Genomic DNA, 22,558 nt, shown 5'->3' with positions numbered 1-22,558 from the left:
GGCGCCCTGCGGAGCGTCGTCTTTCCGCACGCACTTCCCCTGCCAGTTGAGACGGCTCGACGACAGGGCCCGGCTCGGCTGACCTGTCCCTCCTGGCGAATGGACGTCTTGGAGGGGGCGGCATGCTGGCTCGCATCGTAGGGATCATCTTGGGGACGATCCTGGCGACGTCGGGATACGTGGTCGCGGGCTGGGGGCAGCTGGGAAGCTGGGCCGCGTACCTGGATCTCGGACCGTTTGAGCCGCATCGACCATTGGCCGGCGCGGCGGCGGCGATACTCGGGGGAGTATTCGTCGTCGCCGCCCTGACGCCTCGCCCCAAACCCAAGCGGCGAAGGACGGGGCCGGTCGTCCTGGACCTCGAAAGTGGCCTGGAAGCCGTGCCGGTCATCGCGCCGGCCCAGGACTTCGCGCCCATCGCCACGCCCGTGCTTGATATCGCGCCTGCGCCCGTCGCAGTGCCCCAGCCGGCCCCCGTGCCTCGACGGGCCCAGGCGGCGCCTTCTCAGGCCAAGCCCGCCGCCCCCGTAGGCGACACCTTCGCCCACCTGCGCGAGCGCATGATCGCCCTGACCCGGGCCGAATCCTGGCCCGAGGCGGCCCGGCTGCTGATCGCCATGAAGGGCGCCGCCAGCGGCGACCGCGAACTGGCCACCGTCTATCGCGACCTGGGCGATTTCGCGCGTAGCCAGGGCCAGATGGACGACGCCGCCGAGGCCTATGACACCGCCGTCTCCCACGCTCGTGACGCCCTGCGCACCACGCCCGGCGACGTCAACGCCATGGAACTGCTGGCCGGAACCCTGGCCGGGGTGGGCGACGTGGCCGAGACCGAAGGCCGCCTCGACGACGCCCTGTCGGCCTTTGAAGAATCCCTGGCCCTGCGCCGGTCCAGCGGCGGCCGCGAGGCCGGGGACCCGGGGGCCCAGCGCGCCCTGTCGGTGTCGCTGGAGCGCCTGGCCGACCTGCGCGAAGATCGCGGCCACCGCATGCGGGCGCTGGATCTCTATCGCGAAAGCTATGACGTCGCGGCGCGGCTGGCGGCCGCCGACCCGGCGCGGTTCGGCTCGGACCTGGCCTTGACCCGCCAGCGGCTGGCCGAGCTGGAGGCCAAGGTCTCGACTTAAGACTTGGCAAGTCCACTGGGAATTTCAGCGCCCCACGGACTGACGACGCCGTTTATAAATGAGCTGATTTTCTGCGCCTAATACAGATGAAGACATCAAACCTTCAAGAATAATTCGGCCTTAAAGGCTCATGCCCGAAAGTCGCCGAACATGAATTTCATTTAATGATTACAGAGATATAATAATTTTTCCGCCTTGTAACTTGAGGTGAACGCAACAGCCCGGCAGAGCTCTCCTCCGAAAGATCGAGGGGAAACCGATGACCAGAACCATTCTGCTGGCCACCACAGCGCTTGTCCTGACCGCCGGCTCGGCCTTCGCCGCCGAGGCGTCGCAAACGGCAGAGGCGCCGGCCAGCGCGGTCGCGGGCGACGCCGCTCAACCCGGCGTCCTGGTCTTCCAGCCCGACTTCTTCGCCGCCCAGCGTCCCAACACCGCCCTGGACATGATCAACCGCGTGCCGGGCTTTTCGGTCAATGACGGCTCGGGCGCGCGCGGCTTCGAGGGCGCGGTCGGCAACATCCTGATCAACGGCAATCGCCCGGCCTCCAAGAACGACACCGGCTCCAGCGTGATGTCGCGCACGCCCGCCAACCAGGTCGAGCGGATCGAACTGATCCGTGGCGGCGCGGCGGGCATCGACATGCAGGGCTATTCGGTGATCGTGAACGTGATCCTGAAGACCACCGCCAGCCGCCAGTCGATCCTGACGATGAACGCCATGGTGTTCGACGGCGGCCACGACGTCTTTGGCGGCTCCTACCAGTTCACCGCCCGCGACGGCGACCGTAGCTGGGGCGTGACCCTGTCGGACGGCATGGGCACCAGCGACTCCAACGGCCCTGGCCGCACGATCCGCCGCGACGGCGCCGGCGCGGTGATCCGCGATGAATTCTACCAGAACGACGGCTGGGGCGGCGGTCACGGAATCCGGGGCAACTTCAACGGCCCCGTCGCCGGCGGCAAGCTGGACGCCACCGCCCGCTACGGCGACAGCGACTGGAACGAATGGAGCCGTCAGCGTTCGGGCGTGGCGCAGCGCGACAGCGACTTCGCCAACAAGGAAAAGAACGGCGAACTCGGCTTGACCTACAGCCGCCCGCTCGCGCCGCGCTGGTCGCTGGAGACCCGGGCGATGCACGAGTTCGAGACCTTTGACGACGTGTCGACCAGCAACGAAATCCTGGGCGGCGTCGCCCGGCCTGAACAGCGGTTCAGCGCCGAGGGCGAGTCCTCCGAATCCATTTTCCGCGCCCTGGTGCGCAACGAGCGCTCGGCGTCCCTGACCCTCGAGGCGGGCGGCGAGATCGCCTACAACATGCTGGAGGTCACCCAGGCCTTCACCCAGGGCGGCGTGGCCGTGCCCCTGCCTTCAGCCTCGGTCACGGTGGAGGAAACCCGCGGCGAGGCCTTCTCAAAGGCCACCTGGCGGGTGAACCCCAAGCTGAGCCTCGAAGGCGGCCTGCGGCTGGAAACCTCGACCATCAAACAGTCGGGCGATGCCGATCAGGAAAAGAGCTTCTTCTTCGCCAAGCCGCGCCTGCTGGCCACCTGGACGCCCGCCGACAAGAACCAGGTCCGGTTCCGCTTCGAGCGCGAACTGGGCCAGCTGGACTTCGGCGACTTCGCCGCCTCGGCCGAGCTGGACGACGGGACCGTCTATGGCGGCAATGTCGATCTGGAACCGGAACAGCGCTGGATCGCCGAACTGACCTATGAGCGCCGGTTCTGGGGCGAGGGCATCGTCTCGATCGGCTATAGCCACGAAGAGATCATCGGCGTGATCGACCGCCTGCCCCTGCCGGGCGGCCTGTCGGCGACCGGCAATATCGGCGACGGCACACTGGACCAGCTGTCGGTGAACATCGTCGTTCCGCTGGACAAGCTGGGCGTCACGGGCGGCCGTTTCACCTTCAAGAACGACTGGAACGAGACCCACGTCACCGACCCCACCACGGGCAAGGACCGGCCGATCTCGCAGGTGCGCCCCACCCAGGCCAATCTGGGCTTCCAGCAGGACCTGGTGCGCTACAAGACCCAGTGGGGGATCAACTGGCTGCCGCTGCTGGGCCAGGGCACCTATGACCCGGACCAGACCAGCACCTGGCGCGGGGCCCAGTACTATGAGGCCTTCGTCGAGTACAAGCCGACCCCGACCCTGGCGATCCGCGCCCAGTTGAACCTCTGGGACGACTACAGCCAGAAGCGCACGGTCTATGCCAACCGCACGACCCGCGCCGTGGCCTTCGTCGAGGACCGCGCCATCAACCCCAACACCTTCGTCTCACTGCGCCTGCGCAAGACCTTCTGAGGCCGGGCCGCAGGCCAGAGCCTCCACGAGCCGTCCGGGAGCGATCCCGGGCGGCTTTGTCGTTCAGGGCCGCGCCGCTGAAACACCGCTCATCTCGCGGCCGCTGCGGGTGATCCAGCCCACAGAACGGCCGCAGCGCCTGTTCTGGCCCGCACTCGCCTTGCGGGCCTCGTCGATCTCAGCCACCGTGTGCCCTAGACCTCCCGACATCCCGACCGACAGACAAGTGGACCTAACGGCGATGATAGCCTCCCTGCAGCAAGGCGCGGCCGACCCCCGGCTCATCCTGCGCGAGGAGGAGCTGGACAGCGGCCTGGAGCTGATCCTGCTGGCCGAGGCGGCGCTGTGGGCGGCCGTCGACGCGGCGCTGGAAGCCGAGGCCCTGGGCCTGGGCCGGTCGCACTGGCGCGCCGCCTTCCTGCTGCGTCGCCGGCCCGGCCTCGGGGTGCAGGACCTGTCGAAACTGACCAGCCTGTCCAAACAGGCCGCCAGCCGCACCCTGGCCGACCTGACCAAGGCCGGGCTGGTCGAGCGCGCCTCCGGCGATCTGGACGGCCGGCGCAAGCCTGCCGTGCTGACCGCCGAGGGCGTCGCCTTCGAGGCCCGCACCGCCGACCGGCTTCGCACCCTGCTGGCCAAGGCCTATCGTACCGGCGGGCTGGACGGGGTCGCGGGCACGCGCCGCATCCTGGCGGCGCTCGCTGGTCCGAGACAGGGTGTGGGTCCGACGCGTAGAGTGGTGGCATGACCCCCGAGGAACGCCGCGAACGCCATCTGCTGGTCGTCGATGACGACGACCGCATCCGCAAGCTGCTGAAGGAATTCCTGGTCCGGGCCGGCTTTCGGGTCAGCACCGCCGCCGATGCGGCCGGCGCCGACCGGCTGTGCGGCTCGCTCGACTTCGACCTGATGGTGCTGGACGTGATGATGCCGGGCGAGGACGGCATGGCCTTCACCAAGCGCCTGCGGGCCATGGGCGGCGAGACCGGCAAGACCCCGATCCTGATGCTGACGGCCCGCGACCAGACCCAGGACCGCATCGAGGGCCTGAGCCACGGGGTCGATGACTATCTGGGCAAGCCGTTCGAGCCGCAGGAGCTGCTCCTGCGCATCGAGGCCATCCTGCGCCGCACCAACGCCCGGCCCACTGGCCCGCGCGAGCTGTCCCTGGGCCGCTGTTCCTTCGAGCCCGAGCGCGGCGAACTGACCTGCGACGGCCAGCCGGTGCGCCTGACCGAGGCCGAGGTCGCCCTGATGCGCCGCCTGGCCCGCTCGGCCCACGAGCCCGTCGACCGCCTGGAACTGGCCCGCGACACCGCCGACGCCACCGGCCGCGCCATCGACGTCCAGGTCACCCGCCTGCGCCGCAAGATCGAGCCGGATCCGAAGAACCCGCGCTATCTGCAGACGGTGCGGGGCATTGGGTATCGGCTGGCGCCGGATTGATGCGCCTGCGCGCCAAGCTCTACATCCCGCGCCAGATCAAGCGCTGGCTGCCGACCTCGCTATTTGGGCGAAGCCTGCTGATCATCGTCCTGCCGGTGGCGGTGATGCAGATCGCGGTGACCTGGGCCTTCTTCGACGCCCACTGGCAGACGGTGAACAGCCGGCTGTCCGAAGGCCTGGCCGGCGACGTCGCCTGGGCGGTGGCCGGCTATCAGGATGATCCCAGCCCCGCCGCCGTCGCCAAGCTGGCCGACCGGGCCGAGGAATCCCTGGCCCTCTCCATCGCCTTCCAGAAGGGCAAGAAACTGCCGACCGGGCGGCGCGCCTCGCTGCTGCCGGCCCTGGATCGCTCGCTGCAGGTGGCCCTGGCCGACCGGCTGAACGTGCCGTTCTGGTTCGATACCACCCGCTACACCGCCTATATCGACATCCGCGTGCAGGTGGACGGCGGGGTGCTGCAGATCTACGCCCTGCGCGACCGGGCCTTCGCCACCCAGGGCCATATCTTCATCGTCTGGATGGTGGTGGCGACCCTGCTGCTGACCGCAGTCGCCATCCTGTTCATCCGCAACCAGGTGCGGGCCATCGAGCGTCTGGCCGACGCGGCCGACGCCTTCGGGCGCGGCGGCGATGTCGACTTCAAGCCGCATGGCGCGCGCGAGGTGCGCCAGGCCGCCATGGCCTTCCTGGCCATGAAGGCCCGTATCCAGCGCCACATCGAACAGCGCACTGCCCTGCTGGCCAGTGTCAGCCACGACCTGCGCACGCCGCTGACCCGCCTGAAGCTGGAAGTGGCCCTGGCCGAGCCGTGCGAACGGATGGATGCCATGAAGGGCGATCTGGCCGAGATGGAGCACATGATCGACGAGTACCTGGCCTTTGCGCGCGGCGAAGGCGGGGAAGCGCCTCAGACCGTCGACCTGACCGAGCTGATCGGCGGCGTGGTGGCGGCGGCGCTCCGGGCTGGCGCTAAAGTCGAGTCCAGCGTACCGCCTGAACTGACCGTCGAGTTGCGTCCCAACGCCTTCAGGCGGGCGCTGGCCAACCTGATCGACAATGCCAAGGCCTATGGCGATCATGTGAAGATCACGGCCGCCGCGCGGATCACCGGCGGCGTCGAGATCGTCGTCGAGGACGACGGCCCGGGCATCCCCGAGGATCGCTACGAGGAAGCCTTCAAGCCGTTCAACCGGCTGGATGAATCGCGCAACCAGAACGAAAAGGGCGTCGGCCTGGGCCTGGCCATCGCCCGCGATATGGCGCGCGGCCTGGGCGGGGACCTGGTGCTGGAGCGGTCGGCGATGGGCGGCCTTAGGGCGGTGATGCGGTTGCCGTAGGGCGGCGAGGTAGATCCTCCCCCTCTGGGGGAGGTGGCCCAGAGGGCCGGAGGGGGCAGCGCGGCCTAAGCCGAGACGTCCCCCTCAGTCGCTCCGCGACAGCTCCCCCAGCGGGGGAGCATCAAAACCCCGCCCCGATCTTCGAGAGCCGCTCAGCCATCTGCTTGAGCCGCTTGTCCAGCTCGGCCATCGTACGGTTCAGCGCGCCCTCGTCGTCGCGCCAGACCTGGACCGTGCGCGCCCAGACCGCCGTCATCGCCGCCAGCCGAACCGGCGTAGCTTCCACCCCGCCGGCCTCAAGGATGGCCCGCGCCGTCTTGGGGAACCGCAACGCCGAAACCACGACGCCCTCCGAGGCGGCAATGGCGATCAGGGCCGCGCGGTGCGGCTCCATGGCCTCCAGCCGCGCCATAGCGGCGTCGAACAGGCGGTCGTGCGAGGTCGCCTCGTCGGCCGAGACGGTGCCCAGGGCGGCGCGATCGAAGCGGGTCGACAGATGGGCCAGCACCGCGCCCTTGCCCGAAGCCAGGGCGTACAGCTCGGCGAACGGGAGCTCGGCCTTCAGGGCGATGTCGCGCAGGGCGATGTGATGCCAGGGCTTGTCGGACGCCAGGGCCAGGGCGGCGGCGGCGGCGCGGTCGAGGATGTCTTCAGCGGCGGTCATGGCCAACAGATGGAGACCGGGCGCGGATCTGGCAAGGCGAGACCCGCGCCCGGCGAACCGTCAGTCGATCTTGACGAACGGCGTCGAGGCGCCGGTGACCTTGGGCAGCACCCCGTCCCACTTCTCGATCGCCTGCTGCTGCAGGACCTGGGGATTGGAGCGCAGGGCCTCGCCCTTGATCCGGATGGCCTCAGCCTCGCCCTTGGCCTTGGCCACGGCGGCGTTGGCCAGGGCGGTTTCCTTGGCTTCCAGCGCCTTGGCGGCCAAGGCCTCCTGCTCCAGCTGGGTCTTGCGTTGCATCTGGTCGATGACGGCGGTCGGGTAGCGGATCGAGCCGATCCAGTCCATCTGCGAGACCGTCACCCCGTGCTTGGACCACTTGCCGGCGACCCGGGCGAAAGCCTTCTGGATCACCACCTGGCGGCCACCGCTATACAGGGTCTCGACCCCGACCTTTTCGGCCTCGGCCGCGACGGCCGAGCGCACGTCGTTGCGGATCGGGCCGTCCAGCAACTGGTCGAAGGTCAGGCGATAGGTCTGGTAGAGGTTCGGCGCCGAGGCCGGATTGACCTGCATGGTCACCGAGACGTCGGCCGTCATCGGCAGACCGGTATTGTCGGAGAAGGTGATCTCCTCGTTCTCGTTGCCGCGCTCGTCCTTCTCGCGGGTGTAGCTGTAGGTGCGCTGGATCACCGGGTACTGCACGATGCGCTCGCCGATGCCCCGGAAGTACCAGCGGGCCGGCAGGGCGTCGTTGGAGACCCCCGCACCCGAGCCCAGCGTCTTGATCTTGACCCCGACATTGCCGGGCTCGACCGTGGTGCTGTGCGACAGGACCTGACAGCCACCCATCAGCAGAACCAGCACACCGACCGCAATGACCAGAATGTTGCGTAGGGCGGTCGGAGTCATCGGCTTGCGGGGCAAGGTGGACACAGTGCTCATGGCTTGGAAATCTCTTGGCTGGTGTCGGGCGAAAGGCCCCTGGCAACATCACGAACCATCAAGCGGCCGAGCCAGGCCATGCCCAGGACGCCCGCCGCAGCCGTCAGCACCGCGCCGATCATGCCAAGGTCCGAGGCCGATCCCCACAGGGGACCGATCACCACTCTCAGGAGCACCACACCGGCGGCGATGAACAGGATCAGATAGGCGACCGCCTTGGCGACGCTGAAGTACTGCCTGTCGGTCATTCGTCCTCCAGCAACACGCGCGGGGCACCTAGTCAGTCTATCGCGCCGGTCAGGCCAGGCGAGTGATTTTTTGGTTAGGTCCGGGTCAGGCTGGTTGCTCGCCCAGTTCCTTCGACCGCGCGATCGCCGCCGCCAGCGCCTTGGGCAGCAGATCGCCTAACCCGCCTGGCCCCATCAGCACCGCCAGCGCCGCTGCCGTGGTGCCGCCCGGCGAGGTGACCTGTTTGCGCAGCTCGGAGGGCTCCTCGCCGCCGGCCTCCATCAGGGCCGCTGCGCCGATGATGGTGGCGCGGGCCAGCTGGGCGGACGCCGCTGGATCCAGGCCCGCCCCAGCGCCGGCGGCTTCAAGCGCCTCGACGAAGGCGTAGAGATAGGCCGGGGCCGAGCCCGAGACCGCCGTCGCGGCGTGCATCAGGGCTTCGTCGTCGAGATCAACCACGGTGGCGACCGGCGCGAACAGGGCGTGAGCCACGGCGAGCGCCTGCGCCGTGTCGGCATAGACACTGGCCGTGCCCCGGCCGATGGCCACAGCGGTGGTCGGCATCACCCGGGCGACGGCGCGGCCGCCGAAGGCTTCAGAGATGTCGGCGGCGCTTACCCCGGCGGCGATGGAGACGATGACGGCGTCGGGGGCGAGGTGGGGAACGACGTCCCTGATCGCCTCGCGCCAGATCTGCGGCTTGACGGCCAGCAGCACGGTCTTGGCGGCCGACAGGGCTTCGAGCGGCGGATTGACCAGAGCGCCCGCAAAGGCGGCGGCGTCGACGTTTGGATCGCGAACGATCAGGTCAGCGGCGGAAAAGGCCCCGGCCTCGCGCCAGCCCTGGATCAGAGCGCCGCCCATGCGACCGGCGCCGAGGAGGAGGATGGGGGTCATGGAAGAACGCTCCGCTGCCGTCACCCTTCTCCCCTTGCGGGAGAAGGTGTCGCCCCCGGGTCGCGCCAAGCGCGCGCCCGAGGATAAACTCCGCGACGGATGAGGGGTCGCACGGCGGCGTCCATCAACCCAATCAGCGGCGGATGCGGGGAAACCCCTCATCCGACCTGCCTCGCAGGTCACCTTCTCCCGCAAGGGGAGAAGGATTTAAAGCCCTAAGCCTGACCCACCGTCTCGAACATGCAGGCGGCCATGGCCTCGTCCGGGGTCTTGGCGCCCTGGAGCAGGAAGTCGAAGGCCGGATAAAAGCGGTCGGCGGCCTCGACGGCCGCGTCGATCATCGAGGCGGCCTGGGCCATGGTCGGACGCTCGCCCGACGGCAGGGCCAGGGCGTGGCGGAACACCACTTCGCCATCGTCGGTCCAGACCTCGAAATGGCCCAGCCAGACGCGCTGGTTGATCATGGCCAGCAGCTCATAGGCGCTGGCGCGCTTGGTCTTGGGCGCGCGCAGGTCCAGCGACAGGCACAGCTGCAGGCAGTCGGCCTCGGGCCGCCAGGCGAACCACAGCTCATAGTCCTTCCAGTCGCCGGTCAGGGCGAAGGCCAGATCGCCGTCGTCGGTGCGATCAAAGGTCAGGTTTTCGGCCGACAGGACATGCTCGACCACTTCAAGGGGGTCGAGAGCCATCAGGACGTCGTCGTCTTCCGGTTGGGCGTCCATGGGAATCCTGCGCGTCCCGTGAGCGATGGCGGGCGTGAGACCCACCATGAATCGCTTACGTCGTGTTGAGTCTAATCTGGTTCGCGAGCGGCGTAACAGCCCCTTCACGTCGAGAGCGAAAGACCGTTCGCCTATTCGCCTGTTGCCGCCGACGTCTTGCCGGCCTTGGGGGCGGCGGGCTTCTTGGCCTTGAGCGCGGCAACCTCCTCGCGCAGGGCTGCAACCTCGGCCTTCAGCGCCTCGAAATCCTCGCGGCGGATCAGGTCGAATTCGGCCGCCAGACGATCCGCCTGGGCCCGCATGGCGGTCTTGGCTTCCTCGCCGGCCGTCTGGGCGATGCCCATGGCCGCCTGGGTGAGCTTGGCGAATTCGTCGAGGAAGGGGTTCTGGCTGTGCATCGAGGTTCCAGGTGCGGGCGGCTTTTCCATGATCCTTATATGGTAAGCGGGGGGTGAAAGCGAAGGCCGAACCGGCTATGCCTGCGACGATCTGTCCAGAACGGAGCCTGCCGCGTGATCTTTCCCGATATCGACCCGGTCGTGCACCTGGGCCCGCTGGCCCTGCAATGGGGCCCGCTGGCGATCCGCTGGTACGCCCTGGCCTATGTGGCCGGCATTCTGCTGGGCTGGCGCTATATCATCCGGCTGATCAACAGCCCGTCCGTCTGGAACGGGCGGACGCCGACGGCGACGCCGCTGCAGATCGACGACCTGATCCTGTGGATCACCCTGGGCATCATCCTGGGCGGCCGGCTGGGCTACATTCTCTTCTACATGCTCATGAACGACGGCCAGCGCAGCGGCCTGATGGACAACCCGCTGGCGGCCTTCAAGATCTGGGAGGGCGGCATGTCGTTCCATGGCGGCTTCCTGGGCGTCTGCGCGGCCATCGCCCTGTTCGCCCGCCAGCAGAAGATCGACGTCCTGAAGCTGGGCGACCTGATCGCGCCGGTCGCGCCGATCGGTCTGTTCTTTGGCCGGGTGGCCAACTACATCAATGGCGAACTGTGGGGCCGGGTCACCGACCATCCGTTCGGGGTGATCTTCTGCAATCAGACGATCCAGGCCGCCAATGGCGGACGCTGCCCCGCCGGTCCCGACCCCCGCCATCCCAGCCAGCTCTATGAAGCCGCGCTCGAGGGCGTGGTTTTGTTCGCCATGCTCTGGGTGGCGACCCATCACCTAAAGTGGCTGCAGCGCCGCGGCGCGCTGATCGGGACCTTCCTGATCGGCTATGGCCTGTTCCGCGCCCTGCTGGAGAACGTGCGCAATCCCGATGAAGGCATGCCCGACTTCCCCTTAGGCCTGACCATGGGGATGATCCTGTCGATCCCCATGCTTCTGGTCGGGATCTGGCTGCTGTGGAAGGCCCTGCGCGAACCGGCCGACCAGGCTCATGAGCCTGCTTGATCGCCTGAAGGCGCAGATCGCCCAGGACGGACCGATCGGCGTCGCCGAGTATTTCACCCGCTGCCTGCACGACCCGCGCGACGGCTATTACGCCAACCGTCCTGGCCTGGGGGCGAAGGGTGACTTCATCACCGCCCCGCTGGTCAGCCAGATGTTCGGCGAGCTGATCGGCCTGTGGGCGGTGGAAACCTGGATCCGTATGGGCCGCCCCGCGCCGTTCCGGCTGGTCGAGATGGGCCCCGGCGACGGAACCCTGATCAGCGACCTGCTGCGAGCGGCCAAGCTGGCGCCCGACTTTCTCGCCGCCGCCGACCTGTGGCTGGTCGAGGTGTCGCCGCCGCTGCGGGCGCTGCAGGCGCAGCGGCTGACGGGCGCCTCGCCGCAGTGGGCCGACCGGCTAGAGGCCGTGCCGGGCGGCGCGCCGATCATCCTGGTCGCCAATGAGGTGCTGGATTGCCTGCCGGCCCGGCAGTTCATCCGCACCGAGACGGGCTGGGCCGAACGGGTGATCGGGCTGGATGAAGCGGGCGATCTGGCGTTTGGGTTGAAGGCCATCTCAAGAGAACCCTTCCCGTTGGCGGATGGGGGAAGGGCAGGGATGGGGGTGACTACGGCGGTCGATCCTGGACGCGGCGTTCCGCTAGCCGACGCAGCAGTCACCCCCATCCCCAACCCTTCCCCCATCAAGGGGGAAGGGGGCTATTCACCCGGCGCCGTCCTGGAATCCTCGCCCGCCCAGGAGGCCCTCGGCGCCGAGATCGGCCACCGGGTCGCCACCGACGGCGGCGCGGCGCTGCTGATCGACTATGGCCGCGACACAGCCGGTCCGGGCGACACGCTGCAGGCCCTGCAGGACCACCGCAAGGTCGACCCGCTGAAGAGCCCCGGCCAGGCCGACCTGACCGTCTGGGCCGACTTCCCCGCTGTGCTGGCAGCCGGCGTCGAAGCCGGTGCGAAAGCCGGGCCGATCCTGCAGCAGGCGGTCTTTCTGGCGATGCTGGGCATCGAGGCGCGGGCCCAGGCCCTGGCCGCCGCCCGCCCCGATCGCGCCGACCAGATCGCAAGACAGCTTGATCGTCTGACCGGTCAGGCGCAGATGGGCGCGTTGTTCAAGGCCGTGTGCCTTCATGCGCCCGGTTTCACGCCGCCTGGTTTCGAGGTTGCCTGATATGTCGCATAGCCCGCTGCCCACCATCCAGTCGCCGCTGCTGGCCGCCGTGCCCGGCGTACGCCACGCCTTCTTCACCCGCCAGGGCGGGGTCTCGACCGGGATCTATGACAGCCTGAACGTCGGGCGGGGCAGCAAGGACGAGCCGGCCGACGTGATCGAGAACCGGGCCCGCACCGCCCGCTGGTTCGGGGTCGCGCCCGAAGATCTCAACACCTGCTACCAGATCCATTCGACCATCGCGATCGTCGCAGACGGCTCGTGGGGCGACGTGCGGCCCGAGGGCGACGCGGTGGTCAGCAAGACCCCCGGGGTGGTCTGCGGCGCCCTGGCGGCGGACTGCGCCCCGGTGCTGATCGTCGATCCCGAGGCCAAGATCGTCGCCGCCGCCCACGCTGGCTGGCGCGGAGCCCTGGACGGCGTGGTGCAAGCCGCCGTCGACTGCATGGTCGAGCTGGGCGGTGATCCCGAACGCATGGTCGCCGCCGTCGGCCCCTGCATCGGCCCCGACTCCTACGAGGTCGGCCTGGAGTTCCTGCACCGCTTCGAGGCGGATAGTCCGGGTTCGGGCCACTTCTTCCGGCCCGGCACCAGCGACGACAAGCGGATGTTCGACCTGCCGGCCTTCGTGCTGGACCGCCTGCGCACCGCCGGGATCGAGCAGCGCGAATGGGTGGGCCACGACACCCGCGTCGAGGAAGCCCTGTTCTTCTCCAACCGCCGCGCCTTCCTGAACGGCGAGGGCGACTATGGGCGACTGCTGTCGGCGATCGCGATCGAGGGGTGACGGGTCGGCCTTGACCGATCCCAGCTCAGACCAGCGTCAGGATCAGCGGCCCCCGGCGGGTCGCGACCAGGGTGTGCTCGTATTGCACCGTGGCCTGACGCCCCGGCGGACGTAGCGTCCAGCCGTCATCCAGCTCCTCGACCCAGTCCGCGCCGAGCGACAGGAACGGCTCGATGGTGAAGACCAGGCCCTCCGGGATCGTCCGGCGGTCGCGCGGCTCATACCAGGTGGGAATTTCCGCCGGCTCGTCGTGCAGCGAACGGCCGACGCCATGGCTGGCCAGGTTGCGGACCAGACTATAGCCGTTCTTCTGGGCGAAGGCCTCGATGGAGCGGCCGACCTCGTTCAGGCGGGCTCCTGGCTTGACGGCCCGGATGCCGGCCCACATCGCCCGACGGCCGTCGCGGCACAGGCGCTCGATGCGCTTGCTGGTCGGTGGCACCGCGAAGCTGGCGCCCGTGTCGCCAAAAAAGCCATCCAGCTCGGCCGAGACGTCGATGTTGATCAGGTCGCCCGCCTTGATCACCGTATCGTCCGGTATGCCGTGCGCGCAGTCGGGTCCCACCGAAATACAGGTCGCGCCAGGGAAATTGTAGCTGAGCTCAGGCGCTGAACGCGCGCCCTCCTTCTCCAGCAGGGCGCGACCGTAGTCGTCCAGCGCCTTGGTGGTCATGCCGGGCTCCAGCGCCTGGCCCATAGCGGCCAGGGTGCGGGCCGCCAGGGCGCCAATGATGCGCAGCTTCTCGAGCTCGTCCTCTGTCTCGATGGTCATGTCGGAGCGCCGACAAGATCAGGGGTGTCGACGCCCGCGTCCTGAAGCTCGCGCGCCACAAGCTCCTGGAAGGTTAGGCCAGGGTTCAGCTCGCAGAGCATGCCGATCTTGATCCAGAACGCCGCCTGGGCGTTGATCGACCGATAGGACGCCTTGCTCGCGCGTCGCAGCCGCTCGTGCAGCTCATCCTCGATATTGACGATACCCACCACGCACCCCACAAACGTATGATTCGTATATGTTTCATATATTCGAGGGTGACTGATGGCAACCGGGTGGCGGCCCGCGTCTCAGCGATCGGCGCGAAAGCCACAAAACGTCACCGATCCGTCATGCGGGCCGTTAAGGTCTTGCTCCGGGGCCGATCACTGCTAGAAGCCCCGCAACGCGCACCCCCTGCCCCGAGCGACCCCATGAAGCTGCTGTCCGGCAACTCGAACCGCCCGCTTTCCCAGGCCATCGCCGAGTATCTCGACATGCCGCTGACCCGCGCCCAGGTGCGCCGGTTCGCTGACCTGGAGGTGTTCGTCACCATCGACGAGAACGTGCGCGGCGAGGATGTGTTCGTCCTGCAGTCGACCAGCTATCCCGCCAACGACAACCTGATGGAACTGCTGATCTGCATCGACGCGCTGAAGCGCGCGTCTGGCAAGCGGATCACCGCCGTCCTCCCCTATTTCGGCTATGCCCGCCAGGACCGCAAAACCGGCGGCCGCACGCCGATCTCGGCCAAGCTGGTCGCCAATCTGATCACCCGCTCGGGCGCCGATCGCGTCCTGACCATGGATCTGCACGCCGGCCAGATCCAGGGCTTCTTCGACATCCCGACCGACAACCTGCTGCCCTCGCGCCTGCTGGCCGACGACATCATCCGCAACTATTCGATCAGCGACGACCTGATGGTGGTCTCGCCCGACGTCGGCGGCGTGGTGCGGGCCCGGGCCCTGGCCAAGCGCCTGAACGACGCCGACCTGGCCATCGTCGACAAGCGCCGCTCGGGCCCCGGCCAGTCTGAGGTGATGAACATCATCGGCGACGTTTCGGGCCGCCGCTGCATCCTGTTTGACGACATCGCCGACTCGGCCGGCACGCTGTGCAATGCCGCCGCCGCGCTGGTGGCCCAGGGCGCGATCTCGGTCAGCGCCTATGTCACCCACGGAGTGCTGTCGGGCGCAGCCGCCGAACGGGTCACCAATTCGGTGCTGACCGAGCTGGTGGTCACCGACTCGATCGAGGCCTCCGATCCGGTCAAGGCCTGCCCGAAGATCCGCTATGTCTCGTGCGCCCCGCTGATCGGCGAAGCGATCCGCCGGATCGCCAACGAAGAGTCGGTCTCCAAGCTGTTCGACTGATCCCCGACTTCTCACCCTCTGGGCGAAGCCGCTTGCGGCCACGCTTGTCAAAGGCTGGTTAAGGGACTGAGTGTCACAATACCGCCTGCCGCGGATGCTATTCGCGGACATCAGACCCATGGGGAAGTTGCCCGGAATGCCCATCTTTTCGCGTGCGCGCGCCGTATTGCTGACGGCCGCCGTTGCACTGACCACCGTGGTGGCCGGCTGCGAGACCCCGCCTGCCCCGCCGCCGCCGCCCGTGGTCGTCGCGCCGCCCGCGCCGCCGCCGATCACCCTGTCCAATGTCCTGGTGGAGCGCGCCAGCGCCTACCGCGGCTACATGGCCCGGGCCGGCGCCATCGATCCCAAGTTCCAGAACGGCGAACAGATCCAGTCCTCGCTGAAGGTCGCCGTGGCCTATGAGCCCAAGCAGCTGCTGTCGGGCGTCATCGCCTATGCCGCTGTCATCGCCCTGCAGGATCCGGCCTTTGTCGGCGACGTGCGCAGCTTCGCGGCCGATCCGGTGCAGCGCCAGCAGGTGATCGCCCAGCTGGTCGCCGATCCGGCCTATGCCGTCGGCTTCAAGGGCAGCGACACCGCCGCCGGCCTGGTCATCGACACCCTGGGTGCCGAGGGCCTGAAGGTCTTCACCGCCGGCAAGGCCGTCAAACAGGCCGCCTATGACGTGCAGCACTCGTCCTGGTCCAAGGCCTCTGTGCCCGACCGCGACGTGCGCCTGGCCTATGCCAAGACCATGTCGGCGATCCCGGCCCTTGGCGACACCAGCGACGTCGCCGCCCTGCAGCAGGCCTCGGTCGGCGCCCAGCCCCTGACCCTGACGCCGCGCGCGGCCTCCGGACCCTATTCACCGGTGGTCGTTCGCGGCCTGGCCGTGGCCGCCCTGGCGGCTCTGGGCGCGGCTGGTGACGAGAACCTGGCCACCATCGAGGCGGTGATGGCCGAACCCAACTCGGCCATGTGCCTGAACATGGGCAAGCTGAACCTCTATCAGTGCCTGGCCGTCTCCAAGCCGCACTACGAAGACGTCTTTTGCCTGGGTCAGCACATCCTGATGGATACCGGCCAGTGCGTGATCAAGGCTTCGGGCACGCCGATGCCGGTCGAACCGCCGCCGCCGCCGCGCGCCATGCCGGAAAAGGCCTCGATCGCCCAGGGCGGCGGGGCCGGCCGCAACTCCAAGAACGCCAAGGCCGCCGCCAAGAAGCCCGCGACCCGGAAATAGGCTGCGCCTCAACGGACCTGGAGGGGCCGGGCGTTGCATCGCCCGGCCCTTCTGTGTATGTAGCCCCACCCTAAAAACGTCGACCGAGCGGGACAATCCAGTCCTGTGCGGCGATTTTGCATTTCGAGAGCACCGGCTCTCCAGAGAGAACACCATGGCTGACATCATTCTGAACGTTGAACTGCGTGAACGCGCCGGCACCGGCGGCGCTCGCGAAACCCGCCGCAGCGGCAAGGTCCCCGGCGTCCTGTACGGCGGCGGCAAGGCTCCCGTGAACATCGCGGTCAAGGGCAACGAATTCCGCAAGGCGCTCTTCACCGGCAAGCTGCTCGGCCACCTGGTCACCCTGCAGTACGGCGAAGAGAAGCAGTCGGTCATCGCCAAGGCCGTGCAATTCCACGCTGTCACCGACGAGCCGGTCCACTTCGACCTGTTCCGCGTCAGCGAGCACCAGCTGATCAAGATCGAAGTTCCGGTTCACTTCAAGAACCACGAAACCTCGGTCGGCCTGAAGAAGGGCGGCACGCTGGAAATCATCCGTCACACCGTCGAGCTGGCCTGCCCGGCCGACCAGATCCCCGAAGAACTGGTCATCGACCTGGCCGGCCACGACATCGGCGACGTCATCCGCATCTCGGAAGTCAAGCTGCCGGAAGGCGTCAAGACCGCCATGGACCGCGACTTCGTGATCGCCAACGTCAAGGCCTCGGCCGCGTCGCAATCGGGCGAAGGCGACACCACCGCCGCCTAAGGCTTCGGGTCGGTTGTCCGATCGACTATCGAGACGGGCGGGCTTATCAAGCCCGCCCGTTTTTCGTTTGAGCTTCCCGCGTGGATTGAAGCAATGCTGATCCTGGCCGGTCTCGGCAATCCCGAGGCCAAGTACGAGAAGAACCGGCACAATGTCGGCTTCATGGCGGTCGACGCCCTGGCCCGGCGCTGGGGCACAGGGCCGTGGCGCGCGCGCTTTCAGGGCCTGGCTTGCGAAGGCTCGGTCTCGACACCGAACGGCCCGGTCAAGCTGCTGCTGCTCAAGCCCAAGACCTATTACAACGAGAGCGGCCGCGCCGTTGGCGAGGCGATGAAGTTCTTCAAGCTGACGCCGGCCGACGTCATCGTGTTCCACGACGAGATCGACATGGCCCCCGGCCGCTTCCGGATGAAGGCCGGCGGGGGGGCGGCGGGCAATAACGGCATCCGCTCGATCACCAGCCAGGTCGGCGACGCCTTCCGGCGCGGCCGCATCGGCGTGGGCCATCCGGGCGACAAGGCCATGGTCATGCACTACGTGCTGGGCGACTTTCACAAGGTCGAGCACCAGTGGCTGGACCCGCTGCTGGACGCGGTCTGCGACGCCCTGCCCTTTGCGGCGGCGGGCGAGGACGAGCGCTATCAGGCCGAGGTCATGCGCCTGGCGCCCTCACCCAAGTCCGACCCCAAGAAGCCGACCAAGTCAGACGACTGATCTTCAGGACAGCCGGTCGCGGAACTCGGCATAGTCAAACTCCCGCACCATCTGCAGGGCGTCGCTGTCGCTGTTCCACAGGGCGATGGCCGGCAGGGGCACGCCGTTGAAGGTGTTGGTCTTGACCATCGAATAGTGCGCCTGGTCCAGGAAGGCGATGCGCTGGCCCGGAACCGGCCGCGTCGCAAAGCCGTAGTCGCCGATGATGTCGCCGGCCAGGCACGAGGGGCCGCCGATCCGCATGGTCACGCCGCCCCCGCCCTCGACATCGACCTCGCCCAGCATCGCCGGCCGATAGGGCGCCTCGATGACGTCGGGCATGTGGCAGGTGGCCGAGATGTCGGTGATGGCGACGGGCACGCTGTTGTCGAAGGTGTCGAGGATCTCGCCGACCAGTATGCCGGCGTCGAGGGCTATGGCCTCGCCGGGCTCGATATAGACCTGCAGCCCGTGGCGCTGGCCGATGCCGGCCAGGAAGGCGATCAGGTCGGCGGTCTGATAGTCGGCGCGGGTGACATGGTGGCCGCCGCCCAGGTTCAGCCACTTCAGCTGGCCCAGCAACCCTTCCAGCCTCGGCTCCACCGACGCCCAGACCCGGCGCAGCGGCTCGAAATCCTGTTCGCACAGGGTATGGATGTGCAGCCCGTCGACGCCCTGCAGATGCTCGGGGCGCAACTGCGATACGGGGAAGCCCAACCGCGAGCCGCGCTGGCAGGGATCGTACTTGGCGACCTCGGCCTCGCTGTGCTCGGGGTTCAGGCGCAGGCCGATGTCGAACACATCGCCCGCCGCCCGCGCCGCCGCGATCAGATCGGCAAACCGCACGATCTGGTCGGGCGTGTTGAAGATCACCGAGTCGGAGATGCGCAGGATCGCCGGCAGATCCTCGCGCTTGTAGGCCGGCGAGTAGGTGGTCAGGTGGCCGCTATAGAACTCGCGGGCCAGCCGCGCTTCCCACAGGCCCGAAGCGCAGACGCCGTCGAGATATTCGCCGACCACGCCGGCCAGCGACCACATCGAGAATGCCTTCAGCGCCAGCAGCACCTTGGCGCCCGACCCGTCGCCCACGGCCTTGAGCATGGCCAGGTTGCGCCGCACCGCGACCTCGTCGACCACGAAACAGGGCGACGGGACGCGGGTCAGGTCAAAGCGGGCGAAAGCGCCGGGGCCGGCGGCCTTGGTTTCCATGTCTAGAACGCCAGCGGGGCCGCCAGGTCCTGGACCTTCCAGGGCAGGCCGTGCTTGTTCAGCATGTCCATGAACGGATCGGGATCCAGCTGTTCCATGTTGAACACGCCCGCGCCCTTCCACTGGCCGGTCAGCATCAGGGCCGCGCCGATCATGGCCGGAACGCCCGTGGTGTAGCTGACCGCCTGGTTGTTGGTCTCGGCATAGGCTGCTTCGTGATCGCAGATGTTGTTGACGTAGACGGTGCGCGCCTTGCCGTCCTTCATCCCCGTGGCGATCGTGCCGATATTGGTCTTGCCCTTGGTGATCGGGCCCAGCGACGAGGGCTCGGGCAGCAGGGCTTTGAGGAACTCGATCGGGATGATCTCGCGGCCCTGGAACATCATCGGCTCGATGCTGATCATGCCGATATTGCCCAGCACTTCCAGGTGCTTGAGGTAGCTGTCGCCAAAGGTCATCCAGAAGCGGATGCGCTGGATCTCGGGATAGAACTTCACGAGGGACTCAAGTTCCTCGTGATACATCAGGTACATGTTCTTCTCGCCGACCTGGTCGAAGTCGAACACCTGCTTGTGGCTCAGCGCCGGGCCTTCGACCCAGGCGCCGTTTTCCCAGTGCCGCGACGGGGCGGTCACTTCGCGCAGATTGATCTCGGGATTGAAGTTGGTGGCGAAGGGCAGGCCCGTGTCGCCGCCGTTGCAGTCCAGGATGTCGAGCGTGTCGATCCGGTCCAGCAGGTGCTTCTTGGTGTAGGTGGTGAACACCGAGGTCACGCCCGGGTCAAAGCCGCTGCCCAACAGCGCCATCAGACCGGCTTCCCGGAAGCGGTCCTGATAGGCCCACTGCCAGCTGTATTCGAACTTGGCCTCGTCGCGCGGCTCGTAATTGGCCGTGTCGAGATAGTTCACCCCGGCCGCCAGGCAGGCGTCCATGATGTTGAGGTCCTGATAGGGCAGGGCCAGATTGACCACGAGTTCGGGCTTGACCGCCCGGAGCATCGCCGTGGTGGCGGCGACGTCGTCGGCGTCCAGCGCGGCCGTGTCGATGGTCACGCCGGTGCGCGACTTCACCGATGCGGCGATGGCGTCGCATTTCGACTTGGTGCGACTGGCCAGCGTGATGTGCGAAAACACGTCCGCATTCATCGCCATCTTGTGGACAGCGACCGAACCAACACCGCCAGCACCGATAACCAGCACCCTGCTCATTTGGGCTTCTCCTAACGCCTGTAGCCTCTGTCAGTCTAACGCCTGAAAGAGGGGGCCGGGGTCATATCACGAGGACAACGAGTCCGCTAACACCCCTTAAGCAGAAGCTGCGACGGTTCTCTACCGTCTATGCCCCTATCGGCGCGCAGGCCGCTGTTCGTCCTCAGAACTTGCCGCTCTGGAAATCCTCGAAGGCCTGCACGATCTCGTCGCGCGAGTTCATCACGAACGGTCCGTGCCAGAACACCGGCTCGGCGATCGGCCGGCCGGCCAGCAGCAGCACGCGGGCGTCGGTAATCGCCTCGACCAGCACCGTGTCGCCCTTGCCCAGAAACACGCCCGACAGCGCATCGACCTTGCCGCCGGACACCCGGACCTGGCCCTCATAGACCGCCAGCATGGCGTTGCGATCGTCGCCGACAGGCTCCTGGAACCGCGTCCCGGCCGGCAGCACGATGTCGAAATAGAGCGCGTCCACAGCGCCGCCGCCGATCGGACCGGCGGTGCCGGCGTCGGTGACGCCCGAGATTACCTTGACCGTCACGCCGCCGTCACGGGCCTCGACCGGGATCGCGTCGCTCTCGAATTCCGAATAGCCGGGCGCGCTCATCTTCAGCCTGGCAGGCAGGTTCACCCACAACTGAAAGCCGCGCATCCGGCCTTCGCTCTGCTCGGGCATCTCGGAATGGACGATACCGCGCCCGGCCCGCATCCACTGGATGCCGCCGGGACCGATGATCCCTTCGCGGCCGGTATTGTCGCGGTGCCGCATCCGGCCTTCCAGCATGTAGGTCACGGTCTCGAAGCCGCGATGCGGATGGTCGGGAAAGCCGCCCATATAGTCCGACGCCTGGTCGTTGTCGAAACAGTCCAGCATCAGGAACGGATCGAACATCTGGGCCTCCGCCGTGCCCAGCATCCGGGTCAGGCGCACGCCGTCGCCATCCGAGGCGGGGACGCCCTTCACGATCTTCACGACGGGTCGAAGGCTCATACAACGGCTCCTGTTCCAACCCTGATATCGGGGGCGGTTATAGGTGAGGCAAGACCCCGCCCTTCGCGTTCGCCGCCGATCCGTGCTAGGTCGCGCCCAACGAAATTCACGAGAGATCCATGGCCCTTAAAGTCGCCATCGTCGGCCTGCCCAATGTCGGCAAGTCCACCCTGTTCAACGCCCTGACCCAGACGGCGTCGGCCCAGGCCGCCAACTATCCGTTCTGCACGATCGAGCCCAATACCGGCGAGGTGGCCGTGCCCGAGCCGCGCCTGGACGCCCTGGCCAAGATCAGCGGCTCCAAGGAAATCATCCCGGCCCGGATCACCTTCGTCGACATCGCCGGCCTGGTGCGCGGCGCGTCCAAGGGCGAGGGCCTGGGCAACCAGTTCCTGGCCAATATCCGCGACTGCGACGCCGTGGCCTTCGTGGCCCGCTGCTTCGAGGACGGCGACATCGTCCACGTCGAAGGCCGCATCGACCCGACCAGCGATCTCGAGATCGTCGAGATGGAGCTGATGCTGGCCGACCTGGAAAGCCTGGAAAAGCGCGTTCCGGCCCTTGAGAAACGCGCCAAGGTCGGCGCCGACAAGGACAGCGCCAACACCCTGCGTCTGGCCAATATCGCCCTGGCCCTGCTGCGCGAAGGCCGCCCGGCCCGCACCGCCAAGATCGACGCCGACGACGAAAAAGCCTGGCACATGCTGCAGCTGCTGACTTCGCTGCCGGCCCTGTATGTCTGCAATGTCGACGAAGGCAGCGCCGACAAGGGCAACGCCTTCAGCGACCTGGTGGCCGAACGCGCCGCCAAGGACAACGCCAAGAGCGTGGTCATCTCGGCCCAGATCGAGAGCGAGATCGCCCTCCTGGACGCCGAGGAGCGCAGCGAGTTCCTGGAAACCCTGGGTCTTGAAGAGCCGGGCCTCAACCGCCTGATCCGCGAGGCCTACAAGCTTCTGAACCTGCAGACCTATTTCACGGTCGGCCCCAAGGAAGCCCGCGCCTGGACCATCCACGTCGGCGACACCGGCCCGCAGGCGGCCGGCGTCATCCATACCGACTTCGAGAAGGGCTATATCCGCGCCGAAACCATCGCCTTCGAGGACTTCATCGCCCTGGGCGGCGAGAACGGCGCCAAGGAGGCCGGCAAGATGAAGGCCGAAGGCAAGGAATACATCGTCAAGGACGGCGACGTGATGCACTTCCGGTTCAACGTCTGATCGTCCTGATCGGGCCTCGGAGAGCATCATTTTCCGGGGCTCGACGGCGTCAGGCTGCGGCGCCATTGTCCGGCCTCAAGTTCAGGGGCCGAA

Annotated in this window: 25 protein-coding genes; 13 read left to right on the top strand and 12 right to left on the bottom strand. The window is 67.6% G+C overall.

Annotated features, from left to right (window positions below; translation table 11 throughout):
• The first annotated feature begins 122 nt into the window (after window positions 1–122).
• A complete protein-coding gene (locus tag ACN2C8_RS01645) occupies window positions 123–1,127 on the top strand; it encodes a tetratricopeptide repeat protein (protein WP_419254069.1) in 1,005 nt (334 codons plus the stop codon).
• Window positions 1,128–1,386: 259 nt separating this feature from the next.
• On the top strand, window positions 1,387–3,438 hold the full coding sequence (locus ACN2C8_RS01640; protein WP_419254068.1) for a TonB-dependent receptor plug domain-containing protein: 2,052 nt from the start codon (window positions 1,387–1,389) through the stop codon (window positions 3,436–3,438).
• 63 nt (window positions 3,439–3,501) lie between these two features.
• Here the strand turns inward: ACN2C8_RS01640 and ACN2C8_RS01635 are convergent, their stop codons facing one another.
• Window positions 3,502–3,624 carry a hypothetical protein gene (locus ACN2C8_RS01635; RefSeq protein WP_419254067.1) on the bottom strand — a complete coding sequence of 41 codons (123 nt, stop codon included), beginning with the start codon at window positions 3,622–3,624 and terminating at the stop codon, window positions 3,502–3,504.
• Between the two features lie 55 nt (window positions 3,625–3,679).
• Between ACN2C8_RS01635 and ACN2C8_RS01630 the strand changes: the two genes are divergently transcribed.
• The 3 genes from ACN2C8_RS01630 to ACN2C8_RS01620 are packed head-to-tail and all read left to right on the top strand — an operon-like array spanning window position 3,680 to window position 6,221.
• Window positions 3,680–4,186 (top strand): MarR family winged helix-turn-helix transcriptional regulator, encoded by a 507-nt coding sequence (locus ACN2C8_RS01630; RefSeq protein ID WP_419254066.1) that lies wholly within the window; start codon window positions 3,680–3,682, stop codon window positions 4,184–4,186.
• Entirely contained in the window at window positions 4,183–4,884 is a 702-nt protein-coding gene (locus ACN2C8_RS01625) for a response regulator (protein ID WP_419254065.1), read from the top strand. The genes ACN2C8_RS01630 and ACN2C8_RS01625 overlap by 4 nt, the downstream gene beginning before the upstream one ends.
• Window positions 4,884–6,221: an ATP-binding protein gene (locus ACN2C8_RS01620; protein WP_419254064.1), complete on the top strand. Its 1,338-nt coding sequence runs from the start codon at window positions 4,884–4,886 to the stop codon at window positions 6,219–6,221. The genes ACN2C8_RS01625 and ACN2C8_RS01620 overlap by 1 nt, the downstream gene beginning before the upstream one ends.
• A gap of 121 nt (window positions 6,222–6,342) precedes the next feature.
• Here ACN2C8_RS01620 and ACN2C8_RS01615 read toward each other — a convergent pair whose 3' ends face one another.
• The 6 genes from ACN2C8_RS01615 to ACN2C8_RS01590 form a co-directional block, all read right to left on the bottom strand.
• Window positions 6,343–6,885 (bottom strand): TetR family transcriptional regulator, encoded by a 543-nt coding sequence (locus tag ACN2C8_RS01615; RefSeq protein WP_419254063.1) that lies wholly within the window; start codon window positions 6,883–6,885, stop codon window positions 6,343–6,345.
• Between the two features lie 60 nt (window positions 6,886–6,945).
• Window positions 6,946–7,797: an SPFH domain-containing protein gene (locus ACN2C8_RS01610; protein ID WP_419255781.1), complete on the bottom strand. Its 852-nt coding sequence runs from the start codon at window positions 7,795–7,797 to the stop codon at window positions 6,946–6,948.
• A gap of 29 nt (window positions 7,798–7,826) precedes the next feature.
• Window positions 7,827–8,078 (bottom strand): hypothetical protein, encoded by a 252-nt coding sequence (locus ACN2C8_RS01605; protein ID WP_419254062.1) that lies wholly within the window; start codon window positions 8,076–8,078, stop codon window positions 7,827–7,829.
• Between the two features lie 85 nt (window positions 8,079–8,163).
• Window positions 8,164–8,955, bottom strand: coding sequence for a pyrroline-5-carboxylate reductase (gene proC, locus ACN2C8_RS01600; protein WP_419254061.1), 792 nt, complete (start codon window positions 8,953–8,955; stop codon window positions 8,164–8,166).
• 215 nt (window positions 8,956–9,170) lie between these two features.
• Window positions 9,171–9,677, bottom strand: coding sequence for a YbjN domain-containing protein (locus tag ACN2C8_RS01595; protein WP_419254060.1), 507 nt, complete (start codon window positions 9,675–9,677; stop codon window positions 9,171–9,173).
• A 131-nt stretch (window positions 9,678–9,808) separates the two neighbouring features.
• Window positions 9,809–10,075 carry an accessory factor UbiK family protein gene (locus ACN2C8_RS01590; protein ID WP_419254059.1) on the bottom strand — a complete coding sequence of 89 codons (267 nt, stop codon included), beginning with the start codon at window positions 10,073–10,075 and terminating at the stop codon, window positions 9,809–9,811.
• Window positions 10,076–10,189: 114 nt separating this feature from the next.
• Here ACN2C8_RS01590 and lgt point away from each other — a divergent pair, with 114 nt between their 5' ends.
• From lgt to pgeF, 3 genes are read left to right on the top strand one after another with little or no spacing between them, the layout of a single operon-like run.
• A complete protein-coding gene (lgt, locus tag ACN2C8_RS01585) occupies window positions 10,190–11,086 on the top strand; it encodes a prolipoprotein diacylglyceryl transferase (RefSeq protein WP_419254058.1) in 897 nt (298 codons plus the stop codon).
• Complete coding sequence (locus ACN2C8_RS01580) at window positions 11,073–12,254, top strand: class I SAM-dependent methyltransferase (RefSeq protein WP_419254057.1); 1,182 nt, start codon at window positions 11,073–11,075, stop codon at window positions 12,252–12,254. Before lgt ends, ACN2C8_RS01580 begins: the two co-directional genes overlap by 14 nt.
• Window position 12,255: 1 nt before the next feature.
• Window positions 12,256–13,041 (top strand): peptidoglycan editing factor PgeF, encoded by a 786-nt coding sequence (gene pgeF, locus ACN2C8_RS01575; RefSeq protein WP_419254056.1) that lies wholly within the window; start codon window positions 12,256–12,258, stop codon window positions 13,039–13,041.
• A 25-nt stretch (window positions 13,042–13,066) separates the two neighbouring features.
• Here the strand turns inward: pgeF and map are convergent, their stop codons facing one another.
• A complete protein-coding gene (gene map / locus ACN2C8_RS01570) occupies window positions 13,067–13,813 on the bottom strand; it encodes a type I methionyl aminopeptidase (RefSeq protein WP_419254055.1) in 747 nt (248 codons plus the stop codon).
• A complete protein-coding gene (locus ACN2C8_RS01565) occupies window positions 13,810–14,022 on the bottom strand; it encodes a ParD-like family protein (RefSeq protein WP_419254054.1) in 213 nt (70 codons plus the stop codon). Before ACN2C8_RS01565 ends, map begins: the two co-directional genes overlap by 4 nt.
• 204 nt (window positions 14,023–14,226) lie before the next feature.
• Between ACN2C8_RS01565 and ACN2C8_RS01560 the strand changes: the two genes are divergently transcribed.
• The 4 genes from ACN2C8_RS01560 to pth all read left to right on the top strand — a co-directional run bounded on the left by ACN2C8_RS01560 (window position 14,227) and on the right by pth (window position 17,855).
• Window positions 14,227–15,165 carry a ribose-phosphate pyrophosphokinase gene (locus ACN2C8_RS01560; RefSeq protein ID WP_419254053.1) on the top strand — a complete coding sequence of 313 codons (939 nt, stop codon included), beginning with the start codon at window positions 14,227–14,229 and terminating at the stop codon, window positions 15,163–15,165.
• Window positions 15,166–15,301: 136 nt separating this feature from the next.
• Window positions 15,302–16,390, top strand: a complete 1,089-nt coding sequence (locus tag ACN2C8_RS01555; RefSeq protein ID WP_419254052.1) for a hypothetical protein — start codon at window positions 15,302–15,304, stop codon at window positions 16,388–16,390.
• Between the two features lie 154 nt (window positions 16,391–16,544).
• Window positions 16,545–17,141, top strand: a complete 597-nt coding sequence (locus tag ACN2C8_RS01550) for a 50S ribosomal protein L25/general stress protein Ctc (RefSeq protein WP_419254051.1) — start codon at window positions 16,545–16,547, stop codon at window positions 17,139–17,141.
• A 93-nt stretch (window positions 17,142–17,234) separates the two neighbouring features.
• Entirely contained in the window at window positions 17,235–17,855 is a 621-nt protein-coding gene (pth, locus tag ACN2C8_RS01545) for an aminoacyl-tRNA hydrolase (RefSeq protein WP_419254050.1), read from the top strand.
• A 3-nt stretch (window positions 17,856–17,858) separates the two neighbouring features.
• On the opposite strand, the gene ACN2C8_RS01540 is transcribed toward pth, so the two are convergent.
• The 3 genes from ACN2C8_RS01540 to ACN2C8_RS01530 form a co-directional block, all read right to left on the bottom strand.
• On the bottom strand, window positions 17,859–19,043 hold the full coding sequence (locus ACN2C8_RS01540) for a carboxynorspermidine decarboxylase (protein WP_419254049.1): 1,185 nt from the start codon (window positions 19,041–19,043) through the stop codon (window positions 17,859–17,861).
• Window positions 19,044–19,045: 2 nt separating this feature from the next.
• Complete coding sequence (locus ACN2C8_RS01535) at window positions 19,046–20,251, bottom strand: saccharopine dehydrogenase C-terminal domain-containing protein (protein ID WP_419254048.1); 1,206 nt, start codon at window positions 20,249–20,251, stop codon at window positions 19,046–19,048.
• Between the two features lie 163 nt (window positions 20,252–20,414).
• Window positions 20,415–21,245 (bottom strand): pirin family protein, encoded by an 831-nt coding sequence (locus ACN2C8_RS01530; RefSeq protein WP_419254047.1) that lies wholly within the window; start codon window positions 21,243–21,245, stop codon window positions 20,415–20,417.
• Between the two features lie 119 nt (window positions 21,246–21,364).
• On the opposite strand from ACN2C8_RS01530, the gene ychF reads away from it, so the two are divergent.
• The gene (gene ychF, locus ACN2C8_RS01525) at window positions 21,365–22,465 is read left to right on the top strand and encodes a redox-regulated ATPase YchF (protein WP_419254046.1); all 1,101 of its coding nucleotides are present in this window, start codon (window positions 21,365–21,367) and stop codon (window positions 22,463–22,465) included.
• Window positions 22,466–22,558: the final 93 nt, after the last annotated feature.

Source organism: Caulobacter sp. ErkDOM-C (assembly GCF_048541825.1).
GTDB lineage: Bacteria > Pseudomonadota > Alphaproteobacteria > Caulobacterales > Caulobacteraceae > Caulobacter.
This window is presented reverse-complemented; position numbering and strand designations above follow the sequence as displayed.